Source organism: Adlercreutzia caecimuris B7, from assembly GCF_000403355.2.
Classification (GTDB): Bacteria; Actinomycetota; Coriobacteriia; order Coriobacteriales; family Eggerthellaceae; genus Adlercreutzia; species Adlercreutzia caecimuris.
On sequence record NZ_KE159646.1, the window covers coordinates 748,990 to 772,475 of the forward strand.

At 66.5% G+C, this 23,486-nt stretch carries 23 protein-coding genes; 1 reads left to right on the forward strand and 22 read right to left on the reverse strand.

Annotated features, from left to right (window positions below; genetic code table 11):
• The first annotated feature begins 253 nt into the window (after window positions 1–253).
• Window positions 254–781, forward strand: a complete 528-nt coding sequence (gene rpsT / locus C811_RS07250; protein WP_016308882.1) for a 30S ribosomal protein S20 — start codon at window positions 254–256, stop codon at window positions 779–781.
• A gap of 75 nt (window positions 782–856) precedes the next feature.
• On the opposite strand, the gene C811_RS07255 is transcribed toward rpsT, so the two are convergent.
• From C811_RS07255 to C811_RS07360, 22 genes are all read right to left on the reverse strand, one after another.
• A complete protein-coding gene (locus C811_RS07255) occupies window positions 857–1,933 on the reverse strand; it encodes an MBL fold metallo-hydrolase (RefSeq protein ID WP_016308883.1) in 1,077 nt (358 codons plus the stop codon).
• A gap of 2 nt (window positions 1,934–1,935) precedes the next feature.
• Window positions 1,936–2,907, reverse strand: a complete 972-nt coding sequence (gene holA / locus C811_RS07260; protein ID WP_016308884.1) for a DNA polymerase III subunit delta — start codon at window positions 2,905–2,907, stop codon at window positions 1,936–1,938.
• Between the two features lie 17 nt (window positions 2,908–2,924).
• On the reverse strand, window positions 2,925–5,273 hold the full coding sequence (locus C811_RS07265; protein ID WP_016308885.1) for a ComEC/Rec2 family competence protein: 2,349 nt from the start codon (window positions 5,271–5,273) through the stop codon (window positions 2,925–2,927).
• Window positions 5,270–6,022 carry a ComEA family DNA-binding protein gene (locus C811_RS07270; protein ID WP_016308886.1) on the reverse strand — a complete coding sequence of 251 codons (753 nt, stop codon included), beginning with the start codon at window positions 6,020–6,022 and terminating at the stop codon, window positions 5,270–5,272. Before C811_RS07270 ends, C811_RS07265 begins: the two co-directional genes overlap by 4 nt.
• A gap of 135 nt (window positions 6,023–6,157) precedes the next feature.
• The gene (gene thiI / locus C811_RS07275; protein WP_022926434.1) at window positions 6,158–7,369 is read right to left on the reverse strand and encodes a tRNA uracil 4-sulfurtransferase ThiI; all 1,212 of its coding nucleotides are present in this window, start codon (window positions 7,367–7,369) and stop codon (window positions 6,158–6,160) included.
• Window positions 7,370–7,555: 186 nt separating this feature from the next.
• Entirely contained in the window at window positions 7,556–7,816 is a 261-nt protein-coding gene (locus C811_RS07280; protein WP_016308888.1) for a DNA-directed RNA polymerase subunit omega, read from the reverse strand.
• Between the two features lie 15 nt (window positions 7,817–7,831).
• The gene (gene gmk, locus C811_RS07285; protein WP_016308889.1) at window positions 7,832–8,398 is read right to left on the reverse strand and encodes a guanylate kinase; all 567 of its coding nucleotides are present in this window, start codon (window positions 8,396–8,398) and stop codon (window positions 7,832–7,834) included.
• Between the two features lie 22 nt (window positions 8,399–8,420).
• Entirely contained in the window at window positions 8,421–8,732 is a 312-nt protein-coding gene (gene mihF / locus C811_RS07290) for an integration host factor, actinobacterial type (RefSeq protein ID WP_016308890.1), read from the reverse strand.
• A gap of 273 nt (window positions 8,733–9,005) precedes the next feature.
• Window positions 9,006–9,734 carry an orotidine-5'-phosphate decarboxylase gene (pyrF, locus tag C811_RS07295; RefSeq protein ID WP_016308891.1) on the reverse strand — a complete coding sequence of 243 codons (729 nt, stop codon included), beginning with the start codon at window positions 9,732–9,734 and terminating at the stop codon, window positions 9,006–9,008.
• Complete coding sequence (locus C811_RS07300; protein ID WP_016308892.1) at window positions 9,728–10,660, reverse strand: dihydroorotate dehydrogenase; 933 nt, start codon at window positions 10,658–10,660, stop codon at window positions 9,728–9,730. Before C811_RS07300 ends, pyrF begins: the two co-directional genes overlap by 7 nt.
• Window positions 10,660–11,454 carry a dihydroorotate dehydrogenase electron transfer subunit gene (locus tag C811_RS07305; protein WP_016308893.1) on the reverse strand — a complete coding sequence of 265 codons (795 nt, stop codon included), beginning with the start codon at window positions 11,452–11,454 and terminating at the stop codon, window positions 10,660–10,662. Before C811_RS07305 ends, C811_RS07300 begins: the two co-directional genes overlap by 1 nt.
• A 478-nt stretch (window positions 11,455–11,932) precedes the next feature.
• The gene (locus tag C811_RS07310; RefSeq protein WP_016308894.1) at window positions 11,933–12,814 is read right to left on the reverse strand and encodes an ABC transporter ATP-binding protein; all 882 of its coding nucleotides are present in this window, start codon (window positions 12,812–12,814) and stop codon (window positions 11,933–11,935) included.
• Between the two features lie 13 nt (window positions 12,815–12,827).
• Window positions 12,828–13,832: a FecCD family ABC transporter permease gene (locus C811_RS07315; protein WP_016308895.1), complete on the reverse strand. Its 1,005-nt coding sequence runs from the start codon at window positions 13,830–13,832 to the stop codon at window positions 12,828–12,830.
• A complete protein-coding gene (locus C811_RS07320) occupies window positions 13,825–14,823 on the reverse strand; it encodes a FecCD family ABC transporter permease (protein WP_035009028.1) in 999 nt (332 codons plus the stop codon). Before C811_RS07320 ends, C811_RS07315 begins: the two co-directional genes overlap by 8 nt.
• A 12-nt stretch (window positions 14,824–14,835) precedes the next feature.
• Window positions 14,836–15,831, reverse strand: a complete 996-nt coding sequence (locus C811_RS07325; protein WP_016308897.1) for an ABC transporter substrate-binding protein — start codon at window positions 15,829–15,831, stop codon at window positions 14,836–14,838.
• Between the two features lie 304 nt (window positions 15,832–16,135).
• On the reverse strand, window positions 16,136–17,428 hold the full coding sequence (locus C811_RS07330; RefSeq protein WP_016308898.1) for a dihydroorotase: 1,293 nt from the start codon (window positions 17,426–17,428) through the stop codon (window positions 16,136–16,138).
• Window positions 17,412–18,356, reverse strand: a complete 945-nt coding sequence (locus C811_RS07335) for an aspartate carbamoyltransferase catalytic subunit (protein ID WP_016308899.1) — start codon at window positions 18,354–18,356, stop codon at window positions 17,412–17,414. Before C811_RS07335 ends, C811_RS07330 begins: the two co-directional genes overlap by 17 nt.
• A gap of 4 nt (window positions 18,357–18,360) precedes the next feature.
• Window positions 18,361–18,957: a bifunctional pyr operon transcriptional regulator/uracil phosphoribosyltransferase PyrR gene (gene pyrR / locus C811_RS07340; protein ID WP_016308900.1), complete on the reverse strand. Its 597-nt coding sequence runs from the start codon at window positions 18,955–18,957 to the stop codon at window positions 18,361–18,363.
• 473 nt (window positions 18,958–19,430) lie between these two features.
• Complete coding sequence (locus C811_RS07345) at window positions 19,431–19,967, reverse strand: rubrerythrin family protein (protein ID WP_016308901.1); 537 nt, start codon at window positions 19,965–19,967, stop codon at window positions 19,431–19,433.
• Between the two features lie 194 nt (window positions 19,968–20,161).
• Window positions 20,162–20,893: a cytochrome c-type protein Cgr1 gene (gene cgr1 / locus C811_RS07350; RefSeq protein ID WP_016308902.1), complete on the reverse strand. Its 732-nt coding sequence runs from the start codon at window positions 20,891–20,893 to the stop codon at window positions 20,162–20,164.
• 302 nt (window positions 20,894–21,195) lie between these two features.
• Window positions 21,196–22,869 carry an AMP-binding protein gene (locus tag C811_RS07355; protein ID WP_016308903.1) on the reverse strand — a complete coding sequence of 558 codons (1,674 nt, stop codon included), beginning with the start codon at window positions 22,867–22,869 and terminating at the stop codon, window positions 21,196–21,198.
• A 58-nt stretch (window positions 22,870–22,927) separates the two neighbouring features.
• Window positions 22,928–23,479: a helix-turn-helix domain-containing protein gene (locus C811_RS07360; protein ID WP_016308904.1), complete on the reverse strand. Its 552-nt coding sequence runs from the start codon at window positions 23,477–23,479 to the stop codon at window positions 22,928–22,930.
• Window positions 23,480–23,486 lie beyond the last annotated feature (7 nt).

Consider the following 23,486-nt stretch of genomic DNA (forward strand, 5'->3'; position numbering starts at 1 on the left):
TATTCTACCGCATTGTGTATCCAGCGATACGGGCGCGGGACAATTCTCCCGCCAAATCTGCAGACGTGGCTGCGATGTAAAGATTGCTATTGCTGGCGGCCTTCCGAGCCCGAGGGCGCGGGGCTGAGAAAGCGGAGAAATCCCGCCGCTTTCCGTTTCGCACGATGGCCTGCGGCCTGTGTTGCCGCGCGTTCGTGTCGTTGGATACCGCAAGGGATGAAAGCAACGACCGAACCAGAAAGGGCTATCAATCATGGCTAACATCAAGTCCCAGAAGAAGCGCATCATCACCAACGAGAAGGCTCGTATGCGCAATCGCGCCGTCAAGAGCGAGCTGAAGACCGCCACCCGTCGCGTGAAGGACGCCGTGGCCGCCGGCGACGGCGCCGCCGCCTACGCCGCTGCCTGCGCCGCCTGCCGTCTGATGGACAAGGCCGCCTCCAAGGGCGTCATCCACAAGAACCAGGCCGCCAACCGCAAGAGCGGCATCATGGCCCTGGCCAATTCCGTGGCCACTGCCGAGGACAAGGCCGCTTATGTGAAGCCGGCGCCCAAGGTCCAGAAGACCGGCTCCAAGAAGGCCGCTGCCAAGGAGGCTCGCAAGGCCGCTATGGCCGAGGCTTCCGCCGAGAAGGCCAAGCGTCGCGAGAAGCAGCTGAAGGAGGAGAAGAAAGCCGCCGAGCGCAAGGCCAAGGAGGCCGAGGCGGCTGCCAAGGCTGAGGCTGAGGCGGCTGCCGCCGAGGCTGCTGAGGGCGAGGAGGCTGCGGCTGACGCCGAGTAGCTCTTACGAGACAGAGCATCGCCTGCACGCGCCGCCCTGGATGGGGCGGCGCTTTTTCATGCTCTGCAAGATGCGCTAGGAGCACAGGGCAAGCGCAGTGTTCCTACGGTCATAGGGCATGCGGAAGTAGTACTCGTAGCCGCAGACTCCCTGAAGAATGCAGCCCTGGCGCACGAGGTAGATGAGGTGGGCCAACGTCTCGCCCATGGAGAAGTACTTCTGGTCGAGCGGCCAGCTCTTCCAATCGGGGTAGCGCCAGGTGGCGTGCTGCGAGATGGAGACGATGTCGTCATGACCTGCGCGCACGAGCTCGTAGATCTCCTCGAGGCGCTCGCGATGGTGCTCGAGGAGGAAATCGACGCGCTCGACCAGGCCGGCAAAGGGCCGTCCATGGGCCGGCAGAATGAGATCGACTGGAAGATCGCGCACCTTCCGCAAGCTCGCGAGGAAGGCATCGAGGGCGTTGAAGGCCGGAAACCACGAGGACACCGACGGCGTGATGCGCTCGAGGATGTGATCACCCGAGATGAGAAGGCGGCGAGAGCGCTCGTACAGGCAGATGTGCCACGCATCATGGCCGGGAGTCTCGATCACCTCGAACGTGTAGGGACCGCACTCGAGCCCATCGCCGTCGGAAACGTAGGTGAACACGGGGTAGCTCTCCAGAGGCAGGAGCTCCGCCGACACGTGCAGGCGCGGGCCGTCATCGGTGAACGTCATGTCCGCCTGCTGCTCCAGGGTGGCCGCCTGCAGAAGCAGCGGTCCGTAAACGGCCTCTTCCATGGCCATGAGGTTTTTCACCTCTTGGAAGGAATGAAGGTTCGCGAACACCGGCATGCCCGGACGCCAGATGCGGTCGAGGTTGCCCGTATGGTCGGGATGCGAGTGGGTCAGCACGATCTGCACCTTGTCCCATGAGCGTCCGAGGGACGCCAACGCCCGGTTCAGCGCGGCCTCGCTGTCGGGGTGGTTGAAGCCTACATCCACAATGGTAGTCGTGCCGTCGTCGCCGAGAATGAAATAGGAGTTGATCACCTTGAGAGGATTATCGGGCAGAGGGATCCGCACCAGATAAAGATTGTCGAGCACGGGCACCGGCTCCCCGAAACCGGCCGCGGCCACCCGTTCGTCGAGCTCTTCAATATCGACCACGACTACCTCCTGAGCGTATCGACAAGCCAACGATAGAAGATCTCGTCCGCATCGGCGCCGCTCTTCATGGCGCGCTCGGCATCGCGGGAAGAGACGAGCGCGCGCCTCAGCTCGCCCGACGAGAAGTTGCGCGCCCACGCGCCGTGGCTCTTCAGCTTCCAGTCCGGTTGACCCAAGACCTGGGCGAGCGCCTTGGGGTTGCCGCGGCGGGCCATGGCCTGAGCGGCTATGAGCTCGCGAATGCGCGTGGTGCACATGGCGATAAGGGCGTGAGGCGAAGAGGACTCCATCTTCGCGAGCAACGAGAGGCACTTCGCGAGGTTGCGCTCGGCGAAGGCGGCCGTGAAATCCCACGGCTTCACCTCCGATGTGCGCGCCACGAGCCCGCGCACATCCCGCTCGGTCACGGTATCGGAGCCGCCCCGGGCAAGCGCGATCTTCTTGAGCTCGTTGTCGAGATGCACGGTGTTCTCGCCGACAAGCTCCACAAGAGCGCCTGCCGCCCCCTCGGTGAGCACGATACCGTGGCCGGTGGCCATGGCGCGCACCCGCTTAGGCAGCTCCCAGCTCTTCGGCGGGGCGCAGTCGATGACGGCCTTGGCGCCGAGGGCCGCGACGGCCTTGTACAGACGAGTGTTCTTTGCGAGCTTCTCGGCCTCCAGGGCGAGCACTGTGGAATCGCTCGGCGAGCCGAGATAAGCCACGATCTCCTCGGAGTCGGCCTTCTTCAGCTTCTCGGCGTTGCGTACGTACACGAGACGCACCGGGCTGGCGAAGGGCATGGTATTGCAGGCGGCGGCGATGTCGGCACCGGCGGCCGTCTCGCCGTCGAAGTCGTCGGCGTTGAAGGAGAGGTCGCCGAGTTTGGCCAGGCGCGCCCGCAGCCGTATGATGACGGCCTCGCGCTTGAGGGCATCCTCGCCGACGGCAAGATATGCCGCCAGCAGCTGGTTTTGTTGCTGATCGTTTGTCATAGACCCATTGTACCCGATCAGGACGCAGGCGCATCGTTTTGGCTTCGCACGGTCAGCTTCTCCATGGAGAACGCAACGCTCACATCCCCCCGCTCGTCGCTGCAGAGCACTTCCGCGCCCGCAGCCGCAAGGGTCTCGCACACCGCCGGCGCCGGATGGCCGTAGCGGTTGCGCTCCCCCACGCCGATGAGCGCCACCGATGGGCGAAGCTCAGCGGCAAGCTCCCCGTCGATGCTCTTCTTCGACCCGTGATGGCCCACTTTCAGCACATCAATGCCGTCGGAGGGCAAATCGGACGCCATGGCCCGCAGCTCGTCGGCTTCGGCATCTCCGCAGAACAGAGTCGTCCACTCTGCCGCACCATCGCCATCTCCGTCCCACGAGCAGAGGAAACTGAGGCTGTCCGCGTTGCCGCCCTCGTCGCTGAAAGAGCGCGGCCACACCACCCGCAAGGTGAAGCGCCCGCAGGACACCTCATCGCCGACGGAGAGGCCGGCGATGCCGCTGCGGTACTCCTCGCGAGCGGCCGTATCCCGCAGATCGGCACAGGCATCGCATGGACACGTCAGCAAGTCCTCAGCTACGAGAAGGCCGCCGACCAGCGCCACGTCGCCCAGGGCCGCAAGCGAGCCGCAGTGATCGTCATCGGGATGGGTGATAGCCACCGCGTCGAGACGGCGCACCCCTTGGCGCGCGACAGCTTCCTTGAGCATGCCATCCTGATTTCCCGTATCGATGAGAAGCGACGCCCCTCGGCTGCGAACGAGGAAGGCATCTCCCTGCCCGACGTTCAGCATGACGATCTCGTCCTCGGGATGAGACGCCCCGGAAGCGAACGGCGCCAGGACGAGTACGGCTGCCAGCGGGACGACCAGCCCGAGGGCCAGCATCCGGGGGCGCAGCGTCGGCCACCATGCCCACAGGCCGCCCAGCATGACGGCGGAGAGGCAGACCATCGGCACGACCTCGGCGTCAACGGGCAGGCAGCTGCCGGGCACGCGCGCAAGCAGGTCGACAATCCACCCGAGCGCCCGGGCGGTCAGGTCGGCGACTCCGATGGCCGCCGGCGCCGCGGGCGGCGCGACGAGCCCGACGAGCACGGCGACGAACCCGACGGTGCAGGCGAGGGCGAACAGGGGCGCAGCCGCGATGTTGGCAATCGGCGAGAGAAGGGGCACCTGCGCGAACAGGGCCGCGGCATAGGGCTGGGTGGCCAGAGCCGAGGCGGCCGTGAGCGACAGCGGTTCCCCTATCAACGAGCGCGCCCGCCGCGGCCAGCTGCCGAAAGCCGATAAGATCAAGGGCGCTACAAGCACGATGCCCAGCGTAGATCCTGCCGACAGGACGAACGATGCCGACAGCGCACAGGTGGGGTCGAGCCCCACGAACAGCACGATGCAGGCGCCGAGGGCCGTCAGCGCGGAGTTGCGCCGATCGGTCACCAGCGCAAGGAGCCCCGTGCCCGCCATGACCGCCGCGCGCAGAGCCGAGACCGGCATTCCCGTGAAGCAGACGTAGCCGCCGAGGAAGAGCGCCGTCGCACAGGCCCGGGAACGACGCCCCAGGCGCAGCACACCCAAGATCTGGGCGACGAAGAGCGTGACGATGGAGAGGTGGGCGCCCGACACTGCGACGAGATGGGCCAGACCCACCGTCTTGAACTGCTCGTAAGCGCCTGTCTCCTCGATAGCCGGACGCCACCCGCAAAGCAGGGCCTGCAGCAGCGGGGCGCCCTGGCCGCCATAGCGCCCGATAAGGTGGATGGCCTGCTCGCGCAGGGAGGCAAACGGGGCCGACTGGTGCGACGCATCGGGCGGCACCGCCGAAACGACGAGCGTGCCGACGAGCCCCGCATTCCAGAAATACTCCTCCGACGAGTCCCCGGGGGCCTTGAGGGGAGCCGATACCGAGAAGCGCGTCCCCCGGAGCATTCCCTCGCCCTCTTCGGGCAGCAGCAAACGAGCCGATACGACCCGCCCCTCGCCGTCGACGATGCGCGCCTCGGCCCTGAACCCGAAGTCAGTTCCCTTCGCATCAGTTGTCAAGGTGCATTCCCAGGGCCCTTCGCGGCCCACCAAGGCCTCGGTGGACGACGTAAGCGCCGCGGCACCCACCGATGAGGCGGCCAGGGCGACAGCGGCCCCGAGCAGCGCGATCGCGGCAACGGAGACATGCTTGCGCCTCAGCCCCCGGGCGAAAACGAGCACGGCCACGGCGCTTCCCGCTGCCGCGGCGCCGACAAGGATCCCCTCATCCAGAGTACGTGCCCAGGGCCACCAGAGCGCCGTTACCGCCCAGAGCGCGAGGCCGGCGAGAAGCACCGGCGGCAGATGGGGCCGCGGCGGCTTGGCGCTATCCGCGCTCATAGGCAGATGGCGTCGCGAAGCGCCTCGAATTTCTTATCGCCGATGCCCGAAACGCGCTTCAAGTCCTCAAGGGTTTTGAAGGGGCCGTTCGCCTCCCGATCGGCGATGATCTTCTCGGCCGTCGCCTCCCCTATTCCGTTCAGCGTCTCCAAGGCCGCGGCATCGGCCGTGTTGATGTTGACGAGCCCCGCAGCGCCGGAGCCCTTTTCCGCAGTCGCCGGAGCGGCGCCGGCCGAGGCGGCACCAGACGAGACGTCCTCGATGTCGGGAATGACCACCTGCTCGCCGTCTTGGAGCACCTGGGCCAGATTGACCGCCGCCGTGCACGCCCCCTCGGCCAGACCTCCCGCCGCCTCGACCGCATCGACGATGCGACTGCCCGCATCCAGGTAGTACACACCAGGAGCGGCAACCTTGCCATCAACATGAACGCACAGCCTCGCCTGCGCAGCCGTACCCGGAAGCGCCGTATCATCTGGTGCGGCCGGAGCATCCGGAGCTGCCGCGGCATCAGCTCCAACCGCGTCGTCGTCCCCGTCATCCGCGCTCGCAGCAGGCGCCTCCAAACCGTCTTGCGCCCGCTCTGCCGTATGAATTTCCAACCCCGACGCGCGGGGAAAGGCAACGAGCAGCCCCGCGGCGATCAGGATAAGACCGAGCAGCACGCCCACCCCGATGAACACGGGGCGTCGCACCGCTGTGAGATGAAGCTGGGAGCAGAGGCCCTGCGCCCGATCTTGAAAGGCCATGGTGTCTCCTTAGAACGATGGAGACACCCTACCTCCGCATAACCGTGAAACGGTCGCGTAAACGACCCGGAAACCGCCGTCTGCAAACCGTCGGGAAACCGCCCCCGAACCGTCCGAAAACCGCCCCCGAAGCGTCTAGCGCTGCCGCGCAGGCCGGTAGGCCGGGCACGCGTAGTCATGCGGCTCGGCGGCATCGGCCAGCTCGCACACCCATTCCCGCCATGGGAAGGCAGCCTCGGCGGCTTCCACGTCGGCCAGCTTCGCATGGGTCTCGGGGTTGCGCGGCATGAACAGCGTGCAGCAGTCCGGCGCGTCCTGGGAAGATATCTCGAAGGTGCCGAGCTGCTGCGCGGCATCGATGATCTCGAGCTTGTCAGAGCCGATGAGCGGGCGCAGCACCGGCATCTCCACCGACGCGTCGGTGGCGCGTATGTTGTCCAGGGTCTGCGAGGCCACCTGTCCCAGGCTCTCCCCGGTCACAAGCGCCCCGGCCCGCTCGCGGCGGGCAATCTCCTCGGCCACGCGGAACATGAGGCGCCGATACAGGATGACGCGCAGCCCCGGCGGGCATGCAATGGAGATCTCACGCTGGTAGTCGCCGAAGGGCACCACGTACACGCGTGCAATGCAGCCCGTGCGCTCCAGCACCCGGGCAATATCGTCCACGAGGAACTCCGAGGCGTCGGAGGTCTGCGGCCGCCCCGAGAAGTGCACACCCACGCACACCGCGCCGCGCCGGGCCATGCGCCACAGCGCCACGGGCGAGTCGATGCCCGAGGACAGAAGCCCCACCACGGTACCGGAACTGCCCACAGGCAGCCCGCCGATGCCGCGCTCGCTGCGGGCGTACACGTAGGTGGAACCCTCCACCACTTCGACGCCGACAGTAACGTCTTGCCCCTTCATCTGCACCCGCTTGGCGGGAAAGGCCTCGCACAGCACCGCGCCGATGTCGCGGTTCAACTGCATGGAATCGATGGGGAACGTGGTGTGGTTGCGCCGCGCCGACACCTTGAAGCTCTCGAAGGGCTCCGCCTCGGCCAGGGCGATGCAGGCCGCCTGACCCATAGGCTCCATGTCCTGCTCGCACTTGAAACCGCAGGACACGCGGGCCACGCCGGGCACACCGAGGATGGCATCGGTGCACGCGTTCGCCACCTCAAGGGCGGTCCCCTCTCGCAGGAACACCAGCAGACGCCCGGAGATACGGTGGATGGTCACAATGGGAAACGCGCAAAGAAGCGCCTCCAAATTCTTCTGGAGACGCTTCTCGAATACCGAGCGGTTGCGCCCCTTGAGCCCGATCTCGTGGTAATGGACGAGGATGATTCGCTGAAATTCCATCATGACCTTCTAAGTTGCTCTTTGAAAAGTTTACCGCGCAGGACGGCACCGCAAATCAGAGAGAAGCCCCGTAGTGCCCAAGACTGACGCGCGAAACCTCGAGGTGGCGCACCTGAGGTGCACGATGAGGGCACGAAACGTCAAGATTGGGTGCTACGGGGCTTCGCAGCGCCGAACTGAAACCGTTGGCTAGTGGTAAGTAACGTCGATAGACTCGGGATCGTAGGACACCTCGCCGCGGGCGATCTCGCTGAAGGCCATGGACAGCGGCTTGGTATCGGCAGCGCGGGCAATCTCTACAGCCGTCTGCAGCTGAATGGCGCGATCGCGCTGGCCGCGCATCATGTCGTTGATGTCATGGGCGCGCTTGGAGGCCAGGGCGCACAGCAGGAAACGGTCGTTATCGGTGCGGTCCAGCAGGACGTCGATCTTCGGTTCGATGATGCTCATAGAATGAATGTCCTCTTACTTCTGCTCGGCAGTTTCGTTCACGTAAGCGACCAGTTGGGCAACAGCCTCGCCCAGGTTGTCGTTTACCAGCCGTATATCATACTCCATTTTGTGGGAAAGCTCCACTAGAGCTGTGTCCATGCGCTTTCTCACCACATCATCGGTCTCGGTGCCGCGGCCGCGCAGGCGCCGTTCGAGCTCTTCCAACGACGGGGGCTCGATGAACACAAGGTGTGCTTCGGGCATCTTCTCCTTCACCTGAAGGGCCCCCTGCACCTCGATCTCCAGGATGACCTGTTTGCCGGCGGCCATCTCGCGCTGCACCGAGGCGAGCGGCGTGCCGTAGCAGTTGCCCGCGTACTCGGCCCATTCAAGGAAGCCGTCCTCGCGAGCCAGGTCAAGAAACTCCTGCTTATCGAGGAAGAAATAGCTGACACCCTCCTTCTCTCCCGGACGGGGCAGCCGCGTAGTGGCCGAAACGGAAACCCACGCGTCGGGCACTTCCTCGAGCAACCGCGCGACGAGGGTTCCCTTGCCGGCCCCCGAGGGGCCGCTGATGACGAATAGGTTTCCGGTTCGCATGTGTTCCCTTGCTCGCGGGCTCTTACTTCGTCAAGCGGGCGAGCAAAGCCTCACGCTGACGCTCGCCGATGCCGCGGATGCGGCGGCTCTCGGCGATCTGGAGCTCCCTCATGATGCGCTCGGCCTTGGCCTTGCCGTAGCCGGGCAGCGTCTCGATGAGCGTCGAGATCTTCATGCGGCCCACAATGGGGTCCTCGCGCATGTCGAGCACCTGGGCAACGGTGAGCTTACCGGCCTTCAGCTCTTCACGAACCTGGGCGCGCTTGATGCGGGCGGCCTTTGCCTTCTCAAGAGCCTCGGCACGAGCCTCGGGGCTGAGTTCGGGGATAGCCATGATATTGTTCTCCTTCCGGTTAGGGCTGGCGAAATAGTACCACGGGTATTGTTGACAAAACAACACGCAATTTGTGCAGAAACGCTAAACGTGATAATTCCTTCAATTTTTCTGGCCTCATCGGGGCTTTTCCTTGAAGATGACTCTAGAAAAAGTTGGAGTTGGCTCAAATATGCAACCCCTAGCAAGACGGAAGAGCGCGCAGCGGCCGCAACCTGACGCGCGGGCTGCGGCGGAATATCGCCGTCCGTCGCAGCCCGCACCGGAAATTCCCTAGGCCAGCTCGGCCGCAATGGCCTCGAAAGCGGCCACCGGGTCGGCGGCCTCGGTGATGGGCCGGCCCACCACGATGTGCGAGGCCCCGTTGGCGAAGGCCTGGGCGGGCGTGGCCACGCGGCTCTGATCGCCCAGGGCGGCGCCGGCCGGACGCACGCCGGGGGTGACGATGAACCCGTCGGGGCCCAAGATCTCCCGCAGGACGCTTGCCTCCTGGGGCGAGGCCACCACGCCGGAGATGCCCGCCTGCTTGGCCTGGGCCGCCAGGGCCGCCACCTGCTCGGGCAAAGGCCGCGTGACGCCCGTGGCCGCCAGGGTGGCGGCGTCCATGGAGGTGAGCACGGTGATGCCCAGGGTAGCGGGCACCTCCCCGCCCCACTCGGCCGCGCCGGCCGCCGCTCCGCGCTGGGCCGCCTCCATCATGGGGATACCGCCCACGGTGTGCATGGTGATCATGTCGGCTCCGCTGGCCGCCGCCGAGCGGGCGGCCCCTTCCACCTGGTGCGGGATGTCGTGGAACTTCAGATCCAGAAAAACGTTGAAGCCGCGGCGCTTGAACATCTTCACGATGGCGGGCCCCTCGGCGTAGTACAGCGTCATGCCGATCTTGAGCCACTGCGCGTGGCCCTGAAGCTTGTCGGCCAGCGCGATGGCCTCCCAGGCGTCGCAGTCGAGGGCCACGATGACGCGGTCGCGGGCGGGAATGGAATCGAAGGAGGTTAGCACGTGAGGGCTCCAATCAGCTCGTTGACGTCGGCGACGCCCTGTTCCTCGCAGTAGTCGATGACACCGTCGATGACATCCACGGTGGCGGCGGGATTCACGAAGTTCGCGGTGCCCACGGCCACGGCGGTGGCGCCGGCGAGCATGAACTCCACGGCGTCCTCGCCGGTGGAGATGCCGCCCATGCCGAGCACCGGCACTTTCACGGCCTGGGCCACCTGCCACACCATGCGCAGGGCCACGGGCTTCACCGCCGGGCCCGAGAAGCCGCCCACCACCCGGGCCAGCTTCGGCGTGCGCGTGCGCGCATCGATGGCCATGCCCAAAAGCGTGTTGATGAGCGAGATGCCGTCGGCCCCGGCCGCCTCGGCGGCGCGGGCGATCTCGGCCACGTCGGTGACGTTGGGGGTGAGCTTCACGATGAGCGGGCGCTTCGTGGCGGCCCGGCACATGCCCACCACCTTCTCCACGCTGGGCACGTGGCAGCCCATGGTCATGCCGCCGGCGTCCACATTCGGGCACGAGATGTTCACCTCGTAGGCGGCCACGGGAGCCTCTTCCAGGGCCTCGATGACGGCCACGTACTCGTCGAAGGAATGCCCCGACACGTTCACCATGGCCGTGGCGCCGATGGAAGCGAGCCAGGGCAGCTCCACCTCCTTCAGGTGCGCGACCCCGGGGTTCTGCAGCCCGATGGAGTTCAGCATACCCGAAGCCGTCTCGGCGATGCGGGGGCTCGCATTGCCCTCCCAGCCGTTGAGCGACACGCCCTTGGTGGTGACGGCGCCCAAGGCCGCCACATCCACGAAGTCGTGGTACTCGCGTCCGGCGCCGAAGGTGCCCGAGGCGGTGGTGACCGGGTTTTTCATGGCCAGGCCGCCGAGGTTCACGGCCAGCTTGACCGATGTCTCTTTGGGGGAACGCTGCATTACCACACCACCTCCGTCGCGGGGAACACCGGGCCGTCCACGCAGGCGCGGCGCTTGCCGTCCACCGTGTCGACCACGCAGGACAAACACGCCCCCACACCGCAGGCCATGCGGCGCTCGAGGGACACCTCGCAGAACACGCTCGCATCGGCGGCCATGGCGGCCACGATGCGCATGAGCGGCTCCGGCCCGCAGCAGGCCACGTAATCGTAGGGGGCGCCCTCCGCGGCGGCCGCGGCAAGGGCCTCTTCCACGAGCGGCGTGCAGAAGCCGGCGCGCCCGAAAGTGCCGTCGTCGGTGGAGCAGGCCGGCTCGCAGCCGAGAGCGACCCCGTAGCGCTCGCGGGCCACGAGGGCATCGATGGTGGAGGCGCCGAGCACGGCCGTCACCTCCGCGCCGGACGCCTTGAGCTCTTCCACGAGCGGGTACAGAGGCGCGCTTCCCACGCCGCCGGCCACGACGAGCGCCCGCTTGCAGCCCGCGGGGGGCTGCCAGCCGCGGCCGATGGCGCCGATGAGCTCCACCGCATCGCCGGGGACGAGCGCGGTCATGCGGTCGGTGCCGAAGCCGAGCACCTGGTACATCATGTCCACGGTGCCCGCCTGCGCATCGGCCGCGTAGATGCCCAAAGGCCGGCGCAGGATATGGTCGTCCATGCCGGGCACGCGCACGTGCACGAACTGCCCCGGCCGCGCCGCCGCCGCGATCTCGGGCGCGGCCACGGTCATGAGCCAGATGTTGCACCCCGCTTCCTCGTTCACCAGAATGGGGGCGTTCTCGTTGCAAAGCGCCATAGGCTCTCCTGTCACATCGCGTCCGTCAAAACGTTGGATGACATTCTAGCGCATAATGGCCGCTCCCTACCCCGCCGTCGTCTGGAGGCTGGCCCCGAATCGGCTCTCGTGTCGGCACAGGCGGCGATTTGGGGCCGGAAGCAACCCCCGCAACACGCAGAATGGCCCCGAAGCGAAGGACGTGTCGCCACATCCGCCGATTCGGGGCCGGAAAGTCGGGAAGCGGGGCCGACGGCGCTACTTCTTGGTCTTCACTGCCTTGGCCTTCGACCAGGCGGAGTAGTAGTACGTGCCGCCCGCCTTCTATGCATTTGCGCAAAAGCAACCGGCCTTGGAGCCAGGTTCAACGGCACCAGAGCGGCCAAGCAACATCGACCATCGGCCACCCGGGGAAAGCCGCCGGGAAAGGCGGCTCGTCGCTGCGGTTTTCCGCGAAAGCCCCGACCGCCCGCTGCGGCGAACATCGCGGCTGAGGCCCCTAGCGGGCCAACCGGTAGCTCACGAGGCTGGGGCGGCCGGTCCAGGGGTCGGGCTCGATGAGGGCATCCAGGCCGAACACCTCGCGCAGCATGGCCGGGGTCATGACCTCCTCGGGCGTGCCGGCCCCGCGGATGGAGCCGTCCTTCAGCGCGATCATCCAATCGGCGACGCGGGCGGCCAGGTTCAGCTCGTGGATCACCAACGCGATGGTCTTGCCCTGCTCCTTGTTCAGCGAGCACAGCAGTTCCAGCACTTCCAGCTGGTGGGCCATGTCCAGGTAGGTCGTGGGCTCGTCCAGCAGGATGAGGTCGGTGTCCTGGGCAAGGGCCATGGCGATCCAGGCCCGCTGACGCTGGCCGCCGGACAGGGCGTCCAGGGCCCGGCCGCCGAAATCGTCCAGGTGCGTGATGGCCAGGGCCCAGGCGATGATCTCGCGGTCGCGGGCCGAAAGGCGCCCGAAGCCCCTCTGGTGCGGATAGCGGCCGAGCGCCACCAGCTCTCCCACGGTCAGGCCGCCCGGGGCCTCGGGAGCCTGGGGCAGCAGCGCCATCTTGCGGGCCACCTCGGCCGTGGGCATCTCGGCGATGGCCCGGCCGTCCAGATACACCGCGCCGGCCGCCAGGGGCATGGTGCGGGAAAGGGCCTTCAGAAGCGTCGATTTCCCGCAGCCGTTGGGGCCGATGATGGCGGTGACCTCGCCGGCGGGCACGGCCACGTCCATGGGCTCGATGATGAGACGGTCCCCGTAGCCCACGGCCACCCCCTCGCCCCGCAGGGCTGCATCGGTAAACCGCTCGCAGGTGCGGTCGCAGGTCTCGCAGAAGGCAGTTTTCTCGTTGTCCGGTGCCATCGACGGCGATGGCGTCGCAGTCGGCTCCACAGCACTCCCCTCTCTAGGATCTGGCTAGCAAGTACAGAAAATACGGGGCGCCGATGACCGCCGCCACGATGCCCACCGGAATCTCGTTGGGCGCGAGCAGCGTGCGCGAGACGATGTCGGCGATAAGCATGAGAGTGGCCCCCACGAGCACGCTGGCCGGCACGAGCACGCGGAAGGAGGGCCCCACCAGGCGCCGGGCCACATGGGGGCAGACAAGCCCCACGAAGGTGAGGCCGCCTCCCACCGCGCAGCAGAGCCCCGAGGCCCCCACGGCCACAGCCGTGAGCGCCGCCGTGGCCCGGGGCACGTTCGCCCCCAGCCCCGTAGCGGCCGCCGCGCCGAGCCCCAGCACGTCCAGGGTGCGGGCCTGATAGAGGGCCAGTGCCGTCAGCACCCCGAGCCCCGCAGCCAGAATGGGGATGTTCTCCCAGGTGGCTCCCCAGATGTTGCCGGCGATCCAACTCTGCACGAAGGCGTAGTCCCCATCGGGCAGCGACAGCATGAGCAGCGAGGTGGCACTGGAGAGCCCCGTGGCCAGGGCCACGCCGATCAGCAGCACCCGCCGCGGGCTGGAGGCGCCGCGCACCACCGACAGCCGCCAGCCGGCGAAGGCCACGGCCGCCGAGCCGGCGAAGGCGAGCAGGGGCAGGGCCACCGTGCTCGAAACGAGGCCCGCAGGCACGAACACGATGAAGGCGGCCACGAACAGCCCGGCCCCGGCGTTGATGCCGAGCACGCCCGGGTCGGCCATGTCGTTGCGCGACACCCCCTGCAGAAGGCAGCCGGCCAAAGAGAGTCCCGCGCCCACGAGCAGGGCCGTGAGCACCCGGGGCAGGCGCAGCTCCACCAGGGTGTAGGTCAGGCTCGCCGGGGCCGTGCCCCGGGCGATCTGCCCCAATTCGTCCAGGGAGATGCTGCGATAGCCGGCGTTGATGTCGGCCCAGAGCGCGAGTGCGGCCGCCAGGGCCAGAAGGGCGATCATCGCCGCGCCGCGATGGCGCCTCAGCGTCTCAGTCAAGGCCCGTCGCCTCCCTTCGGGCGCACCAGATGAAGAAGGGCACGCCCACGATGGCGAAGATGATGCCGATGGGCACCTCGCTCGGGGCGATGAGGGTGCGGGCCGCCGCGTCGGCCAGGAGCATGAAGGCCGACCCCGCCACAAGGGAGGCGGGGATGACGGCCCGGTAGTCGGCCCCCACGAAGCGCCGCACGATGTGGGGCACCATAAGACCCACGAAGGCCACGGGACCCGCTAGGGCCACGGCGGCCCCGGCCAGCACGAGAACGACCGCCAGGCACAGCGCCCGGGACTTCCCCACGGCCACGCCGAGACCGGCCGCCGCCTCGTCGCCGAGGGACAGCACGCTCACCCGCCGGGCCAGCGCACAGGCGGCAACCAGGGCGACCACCATGAACGGGGCCGCCAGCGCCAGGGTGTCGGCGCGGATGCCGGCTACCCCGCCGGCCGTCCAGAAGGTGAGCGCGTAGCCGATGTTGAAGAAGATGGCCACGCCCTGGGCCAGCGCCGTGAGGAAGAGCCCCACAGCGCAGCCGGCCAGCACCAAGAGCACCGGGTCCATATTGCGCCGCCGGAAGCTCACGGCCCCGAACACTGCGGCCAGGGCGAGGGCGGCGCCGGCAAAGGAGCAGGCCACCACCCCCGCGAAGCTCATGCCCGGAAGCAGCGCCAGGCACAGTGCCAAAGCGAAGGCGGCGCCGGCGTTGATGCCGAGCAGACCCGAATCGGCCAGCGGGTTGCGCGTGACCCCCTGCATGATGGCACCGGCCACGGCGAAGGCGGCGCCCACGAGGATGCACCCCAGGGTGCGGGGCCCGCGCAGCTCGAGCACGGCCACGCGCTCCTGGTTCGCCATGTCCGGCGCCACGAGCGCGCCGATCACCTGGTCGGGCGCGATGGGGGTGCTGCCGACGAACAGCGACAGCCCGGCCGCCAGGGCCACGGCCGCGATGCCGGCGAGCAGGAACACCGATGTTCTCAGGCGCGACAAGGGACCGCTCCCCTAGGCGGCCGCATCCGCATGGGCGCGGAAGAAGTCCGTGAACGCCTGCAGCTGGTTGGTCAGCGTGATGGGGTCGCGGTGCATGAAAGCCACCTGCTCGTAGGGCATCACGAGGCCGTTCTTGACAGCCGGCAGGTTCTTCCACAGCTGGGAATCGTCCACATAGGCCGCGTCGGCCCCGTCCAGCACGCCGTAGCAGATGAAGTCGCCGGCGTAGTCGGGCAGCGCCTCCACCGCGATCACCTTATAGGCCTCGTCCCCCTCCACCATGGGGCCCTGGATGGCCTCAGGCGCCTTTAGCCCCCACATATCGTAGAGGATGGAACCGCCGCGGGCGAAGTGGCTGCCCATGGTGTAGATCTCCTGGGGCCACACCTCCAGGATGGACACGGTGCGGTCTCCCACGATGCCCACGATCTCGTCCTTCACCGTGGCCACCTTGTCGTTGAACTCGCTGATGTAGGCCTCGGCCTCCTCGGTCTTGTTCACGAGCCCCGCGATGTAGCGGAACAGCTCCTCGTCGGAGCGGGTGCCGTCGGCGATGTAGACCGTCGGCGCGATCTTGGCGTACTTGTCGTAGTCGGCCTCGGTGATGGTGACGATGAGGTCGGGCTGCTTCTCGGCGATCATCTCCAGGGAGGTCTCGGCCGACGTGGTGTTCAGCGCCTCGATGCCGTCGCACAGCCCCGCCAGGAAGGGGTTGTTCAGCGCATAGGGGCTCGCGATGACCGGCTTTGCGTCCACGGCCAGAAACTCGCCGAGATAGTAGTCGGTCACAATGGTCTGGGGGTTCGCGGGAATCTCCACCGGCCCCTTGTCGGTATCCACGGTGCGCATGCCCGAGCCGGAGGCACCGGCGCCGGCGTCACTGGCCGCGCCGGCGTCACCGGAGCCGGAGTCAGTGCCGGTCACACCTGAGGCGCACCCCCCGAGCACGGGGGTCAGTGCGGCAATGCCGAGGAAAGCGGCGAAGGTGCGGCGGGAAAGAGGGGCCATGGTCAGTTCCTTTCTCTTTGTTGACGAGATTAGTTAGCTTTAGCAAACTTACGGCGGGAGATGTTAGCATAGGTTTACTTGCTTCGTTCAACTCCGGAGAAAACCTCCACAAGCGCCGATGCATCCCATTGTAGGAGAGCCCTCCCGCACCGAAACGACCCGATCACCCACACGTTTTCTCCCTGAGGCCCTTTCGTATAGAAAGAGAGAGGCCGTCCGCCCCGCAGCCCTTGCCGCCCCCCCATAGAAAAGACCCCCTTCGCTGAAGGGGGTCTCGCACGAGCACTGGTATCGAAAGCCGGGGCTACTCGACGATGGCGCCGTCCTCCATGGTAGCCCAGCCGCCCACGTAGACGTCGGTGGCGCGGCCCACAAGCTCGGCGCCGATGAAGCCGGAGTTGTTGGCCTTGGAGCAGAAGTCCTCCACCTCCACGGTCCAAGCGGCCTCCGGATCGATGACCGTGAGGTCGGCGGTGCTGCCGGCCTCGATCTTCACCGGCTCCTGGCGCAGGATGGCGCGCGGGGCCACGGCCATGGCCTCGACCATGCGGCCGTAGTCGATGACGCCGGCGCGCACGAGGTGCGTGAGCACGAGGCCGAGGGAGGTCTCCAGGCCGGTCATGCCGAAGGGCGCCAGCTCGAACTCGCGGTCCTTCTCCCAATCGGTGTGGGGAGCGTGATCGGTCACGATGGCGTCGATCACGCCGTTCTTCAGCCCTTCCACCAGGGCGGCGGCGTCCTCGGCAGTGCGCAGGGGCGGGTTCACCTTCAGCGAGGTCTGGTACTCGGCGGTGATGGCGTCCTCGGTGAGGAACATATGGTGCGGGGTCACCTCGCAGGTTACCGGCAGCCCCTCGGCCTTGGCGGCGGCCACCAGATCGAGCCCGCGCTTGGTGGTGATGTGCTGGATGTGCAGGGGGCACCCGGTCAGGCGGCAGAGCGCAATGTCGCGGGCGATCTCGAGCTCCTCGCCCTCGGCCGGCCAGCCCACCATGCCCAGGCGCGTGGAAGCCACGCCCTCGTTCACCTGGCCGTCGGCCACGAGCGAGTCGTCCTGGCAGTGCACCATGATGGCGGTGTCGAACTGGCGGGCGTAGTCCATGACGCGACGCATCATGCCCGCGTCCTGGATGCCGTGGCCGTCGTCGGTGAACACCGGGGCGCCGTGGGCGTACATGTCACCCATGTCGGCGAGCACCTCGCCCTTGAGATTCTTCGAGCAGGCGCCCGACGGGATGACGCGGCACTTCCCCACCGCTGCGGCGCGGGCCTTCACGTATTCCACGGCCACGGCGTCATCGACGACCGGGTCGGTGTTGGGCATGGTGCACACGGCGGTAAAGCCGCCATGGGCCGCGGCGCGGGAGCCGGAGGCGATGTCCTCTTTCTGCTCCTGGCCCGGATCGCGGAAGTGCACGTGCATGTCCACGAGGCCCGGGGTGACGATCTTGCCGGCGAGATCGCGCTCGACGCCCTTCTCCATGGAAAGGTTCGTGCCCACCTCGACGATCTTGCCGTCGCGGATGAGGATGTCGGCCACGTCGTCCAGGCCGATCTGCGGGTCGATCAGACGGGCGTTCTTAAGCATCAATGCCATCGTTGCTACCTCCTAGGAGCAGGTACAGGGCGGCCATGCGCACGAGGACGCCGGCGTAGACTTGGTCGAGGATGATGGAGCGCTTGGGGTGGTCGGCCATGAAGCTGTCCAGCTCCACGCCGCGGTTGATGGGGCCCGGGTGGCACACGCAGGCATCGGGCTTCAGCAGCTTGTCGCGCTGCTCGGTGAGGCCGTAGAGCAGGTTGTACTCGCGCAGGTTCGGGTAGGGCGCGCCCTCGAAGCGCTCGCGCTGGATGCGCAGCATGTACACCACGTCCAGCTCGGGCAGGGCCTCGTCCAGGTTGCTCGTCACATGGTCGGCGCCCAGGATGTCGGGGCGCGCGGGCAAAAGCGTGGGCGGGGCGACGACCGTCACCTCGCAGCCCATGATCTTCAGCGCCGGGATGAGCGAGCCGCACACGCGGGAGTGGGCGATGTCGCCGACCACGCCGACATGCAGGCCGGCGAGGTCGCCCTTCTCCTCCCAGATGGAGTACAGATCGAGCAGGGCCTGGGTGGGATGCTGGTGCTTGCCGTCGCCGGCGTCGATGACCGACACACCGGACACGTCGGCGATCTTGCGGGGCACGCCGGCCCAGCGGTCGCGCACCACGATGCAGTCGATCTTGTAGGAGCACAGCGTCTTCACGGTGTCCACGAGGCTCTCGCCCTTCACCGTGGCCGTGGAGGATCCGCCGAAGTTCAGGGAGTCGGCACTCAGGCGCTTCTCGGCGATCTCGAAGGAGGAGCGGGTGCGGGTGGACGGCTCGTTGAACATGTTCACCACGGTGAAGCCCTTGAGCGTCGGCACCTTCTTGATGCGGCGCTCGTTGACCTGCTTGAAGTTCTTGGCCGTCTCCAGGATGGTCATGATATCGTCGGCGGAATACTCCGTGATGTCGATGAGATGCTTGTGGTTGAAGGCCATGGCCCTACTCACCCCCGTTGTTCTTGATCGGCGCGGAGCCGGCGCGCTTGCCCGGCTCGATTTCCAGGATCTCCACGGCGGAGATACCGTCCACTTCCTCGAGGAACAGACGCACGTTCTCGTCGGAGGCGGAGGGCACGTTCTTGCCCACGAAATCGGCGCGGATGGGCAGCTCGCGATGGCCGCGGTCCACGAGCACCGCCAGCTGCACGGCGGCCGGGCGGCCGATGTCCATGAGGGCATCCAGCGCCGCGCGGATGGTGCGGCCGGTGTAGAGCACGTCGTCTACGAGCACGACGGTCTTGCCGTCAATGTCGAAGGAGATGTCGGTGGAATGGACCTCCGGGGCGAAATGGGTCGCGAAGTCGTCGCGGTAGAAGCTGATGTCCAGCTTGCCGAGGGGCACATCCACCCCCTCGATCTCCTGAATCTTGTGGGCGAGCATCTTGGCGAGAAGATCGCCGCGGGTCACGATGCCCACGAGCGCCAGGTTCTCAGCCCCCTTGTTGGCCTCAAGGATCTGGTGCGCGATGCGCGTCACCGACCGCTCGATCTCGTCTGCATCCATGCAGACGGACTTGACCAAGCTTGCGTCGTTCATACACACTCCCTTCTCAGGTTCAGTGCGTACAGACGAAACCCGAAAGCGCGTCCGAGTTTTCCGCGCTTCCGCAGCCGCCGGCGGGCAATAAAAAAGCCCGTCAGACGACGAGGCTCACTGAGTGCGCTTATGTTCGCGACGCTTGCCAGTCGCGCCCCCGCGCACGGGGTGTACCTTGTCGGCCTCTCTGTACCGCATTTAAAGGACGGTTGCACCATACACCCCAAAAAGATGATTTACAAGCCCCTCGTTAAGATTTCGCTCGAATTTCCGCGAACGGCATCGGCCGCAAGCGATGGCGCTGCGCAGAGGGGGTGCGGGGTGCCTTGACCGAGCGAGTTCCGCAGCGAACGAAACAGTCCAGTGGACTGTTTCGCAGAGCGAGGACTGTCTGAGCGAATCAAGGTATCCCGCATCCCCGACAGGCGGAGGGCTTCAACGAAGAGGGCGCCTCGCGCGCCCCGTTCGTCTTCTTAGTAGTTCTCGGCCTTGATCTTGAAGTGGCCGCGCGGATGGGCGCACACGGGGCACTTCTCGGGAGGCTCGGTGCCGATCTCGATGTGGCCGCACACGGTGCACACCCACACCTTCACCTCCTTGCGGCGGAACACCTCGCCGTTCTCGATGCGCTCGATGAGCAGATCGAAGCGGTCCTGGTGGCTCTTCTCGATGGCAGCCAGGCCCTCGAAGAAGTCGGCCAGCTCGGCGAAACCCTCCTCGCGGGCCGTCTTGGCGAAGCCGGTGTACACCTTCACCTCGGCGTCCTCGTCGTCCTGGGCATCCTTCAGATTCTGCAGCGTATCGGGCACGGCCCCGTCGTGCAGCTTCTTGAAGTGCAGCTTGGCATGGTGCAGCTCGTTGCCCGCCGTCTCGTTGAAGATCTCGGAGATCTGGGTATAGCCGTCCTTGGCCGCTTGCTGGGCGTAGAAGGTGTACTCGGCGTAGGCCACCGCCTCCTGGGACAGGGCCGTTTCCAAGTTTTTCCATGTCTGGGACTTCTCTAGCTCCATGATCTGCTCCTTTCGCCTGTGTCGCCGCTTGCCGTGGGCGGCTCGCGATCACAGACCCATAGTGAACCGCCCGCGCGCGAACGCGGTGGCGAAACCATGAGCGGACACGTAACCGTAACCGTCTTTTGGGCAAAACGAAAGAAGGCCGTCCGAAGACGGCCTTCCTCCCACTTTCCCCGTGGCGAAGGGAGAAGTTACTTGTTCATCGACTCCAGCTCTTTGACAAGCTTCTTGTCGTCGGCAGCGGAGATCCAGCCCTCGGGGATCTCGGCGTCGTTGTGGCAGCTGGAGCAGTAGTTCACCGACGCGCGATGGGCCTTGTGGCAGTCGCCGCAGGCAACCTCGCCATGCTGCGGCACGTGGGGGTTGCGAGCCATGCCCTCGGTGGCCTTGATCAGGTCGTCGCGGGTCATGTTGTGACAGCCCTCGTTCAGGCAGAACTGATCGGGCTCGATGCCGCGGGCGGCCACGAGGTCCTCGAGGGACTTCTCGGGCACCACGTGCATGCCGGCCTGAGTAGCCATAACCTCGTAGTTGCCAGTCACCCAGCTGATACCCTCGCCGATCTGCTCGGACAGGGTGGGCACATGGCAGCCCATGCAGGTGATGTCGGAGGACTCATCGGCACGGTGCACGGCGGCCAGCATACCGCTGGCGGTCTCGAGCTCGTTGCCCCACTTGTCAGTGGCGGGCTCGCCCGGGGTAGCCTCGTAGGTCGGCAGATAGGGATCCATCGGCGTATGGCAGATGGCGTTGCAGAAGCTCGGCTGCTCATGCCACACCCAGAAGCCGGCACCGGCTACGACCAGCACAGCCACGACAACGCCGACCACGATGGGCCACTTCTTGCGCGCCTTCTTGGCAGCCGGCGCAGCCTCGGTCTCCTCTACCGCGGCGACCTCGGCGGTCTTCTCTTCTTCGGACATACTCCATCCTTCCAGTTGGGGATTTCGAGGCGCGGATGCGCCTCCCTGGTGCGAAGCGAGCAGATCTGCCCTCCCCAGCTGATCAGAACCTCGAGGAACGAGGACGCACGGCTCGCCACGCGCACAGCGTCATCGACCCTGGGGGTTTCGCTTCATCGCTCATAATACCCGAAATCCCTCCTTCTTGACAACGCCGTTTCAGGCTATTTTTGCCGATAAGCGCCCGATTATGGCAAGGGCGCCCCGCAAGGCGCCCTCTTCAACCGTTCGTTGCCAAATACCGACCGCAGCCCGCGACGCGACTATTCCTCGATGCCGTCGTTGGTGCGGATGAGCTTGCGCTTGATCTTGCCACCGATGGTCTTGGGCAGCTCGTCGACGTACTCGATGATGCGCGGGTACTTGTAGGGCGCGGTGGTCTTCTTCACGTGCTCCTGAAGCTCGCGGGTCAGCGCATCGGTGCCCTCGTAGCCCCGGGCCAGCACCACCGTGGCCTTCACCACCTTGCCGCGGATGGGATCGGGCGCGGCCGTGACGGCGCATTCCACCACCGCCGGATGCTCCACGAGGGCGCTTTCCACCTCGAAGGGGCCGATGCGGTAGCCGGAGCACTTGATGACATCGTCGTTGCGGCCCACGAAGAAGCAGTAGCCGTCCGAGTCGCGCCAGGCCATGTCGTGGAGGTTGTAGTACTCCCCGCCCACGGCCTCGGCGGTCTTCTCGGGATTGCCGTAGTAGCCGACGAACAGGCCCGGCGGGTAGGCCTCCTTCAGGCCCGTCACGCAGATGGCGCCCTCCTCGCCGTCCTCCACCTCGTGGCCCTCGTCGTCCAGCAGCTTCACGTTCAGAAGCGGAGAGGGCTTGCCCATGGAACCGGGGCGCGGCTCCACCCAGGGGAAGGTGGCCAGGAGCACCGGCCCCTCGGTCTGGCCGAAGCCCTCGCGGATCTTCTTGCCCGTGAGACGCTCCCACTGGATGGTCACCTCGGCGTTCAAAGGCTCGCCGGCCGTGGCGAAGTTCTCCACGCTGGACAGATCGTAGGCGGCCACATCCTCCTGGAGCATGAAGCGGTACATGGTGGGCGGCGCGCAGAAGGTGGTGAGCTTGTAGTCCTGGATCTTCTGCAGCAGCTTGGCGGGCACGAACTTGTCCATGTCGTAGGCGAAGATGGTCGCGCCGCAGATCCACTGGCCGTAGATCTTGCCCCAGCCGAACTTGGCCCAGCCCGAGTCGGTCACCGACATGTGCAGCTTGTCCTCGCGCACCTGCTGCCAGTACTTCGCTGTGATGATGTGGCCGAGCGGGTGAGCGAAGTTGTGCTCGACGGCCTTGGGGTTGCCGGTCGTGCCGCTCGTGAAGTACATGAGCATGATGTCCTTGGAGGTGACGGCCGCCTCGCCGGTCGGCCGCTCGAAGGTGTCGGGGAACCCGGCGATGAGGTCGTCGAAGTCGACCCAGCCCTCGCGGCTGCCGTCCACGATGAACTTCTCACGCACCGTGGGGCAGTCGGGCATGGCCTGTTCCACCTGGGTGCACACGTAGTCGTCGTTCACCGCCACGATAGCGCGCACGTCGGCGCTGTTGGCGCGGTACACCACGTCTTTGCGGGTAAGCTGCAGCGACGCGGGGATGATGGTGGCGCCCAGCTTGCACAGGGCCACCGCGCACACCCAGTACTCCCAGCGGCGGCGCAGGATGCACATCACCACGTCACCCTTGCCGATGCCCATGTCGGCGAAAGCGTTGGCGGCCTGGTTCGAGAGGTGCTTGATATCGGTGAAGGTGAAGGCGCGCTCCTCGCCGGCATCGTTGCACCACAGAAGCGCGCGCTTGTCGGGCTCCACGCGGGCCCACTCGTCCACGACGTCGAAGCCGAAGTTGAAGGCCTCGGGAACCTCGATACGGAAGCTCTCCGCGAAGTCCTCGTAGGAGTCGAACTCGATACGGGGGCAGTATTTCTTCAGAACATGATCCATGGTTGATTGCTTCTCTCTGTTCTCCTGCGGTCGTCCGCGCTGCTCTTCCGGGGTAAGACTACTCGGCGATGATGGTGATGAAGGTGGCCGGCGCATCGCCGTTGCAGCGCTGGCCGTGGGGGTAGTTCGGGTTGAAGTAGATGGAGTCGCCGGCGTTCAGCACGATCTCGCGATCCTGGAACACGAGCGTGATGGAGCCGTCTACCACGTAGTTGAACTCCTGGCCGCCATGGCTCACCAGCTCGGCGTCGTCGTCGGCCGGATCGAGCACCACGCGCAGGGGCTGCATGATCTTGCGGGCGTAGCGCCAGGCCAGATCCTCGTACTGGTAGCCCGGGAAGCGGTCCACGTCGATTCCCTCGCCGTTGCGCACCACATGGTAGGTGTCGAGCTTCGGCGCCGTGCCCGTGAGGATCTCGGCGAGATCGACGTTGAACTTCGTGGCCATGTGGTAGATGGCCGAGATGGGGATGTCCACCCCGGTCTCCTCCCACGCGCGGTAGGTGTCGATGTCCACGCCCAGCTCCTGGGCCATGGTGTGGCGCGACACGTCGCAGGCCTCGCGCAGGCCCTGGACGCGCATGCCGAGCTCTTTCAGGTTCTCTTCCATGTTCGTC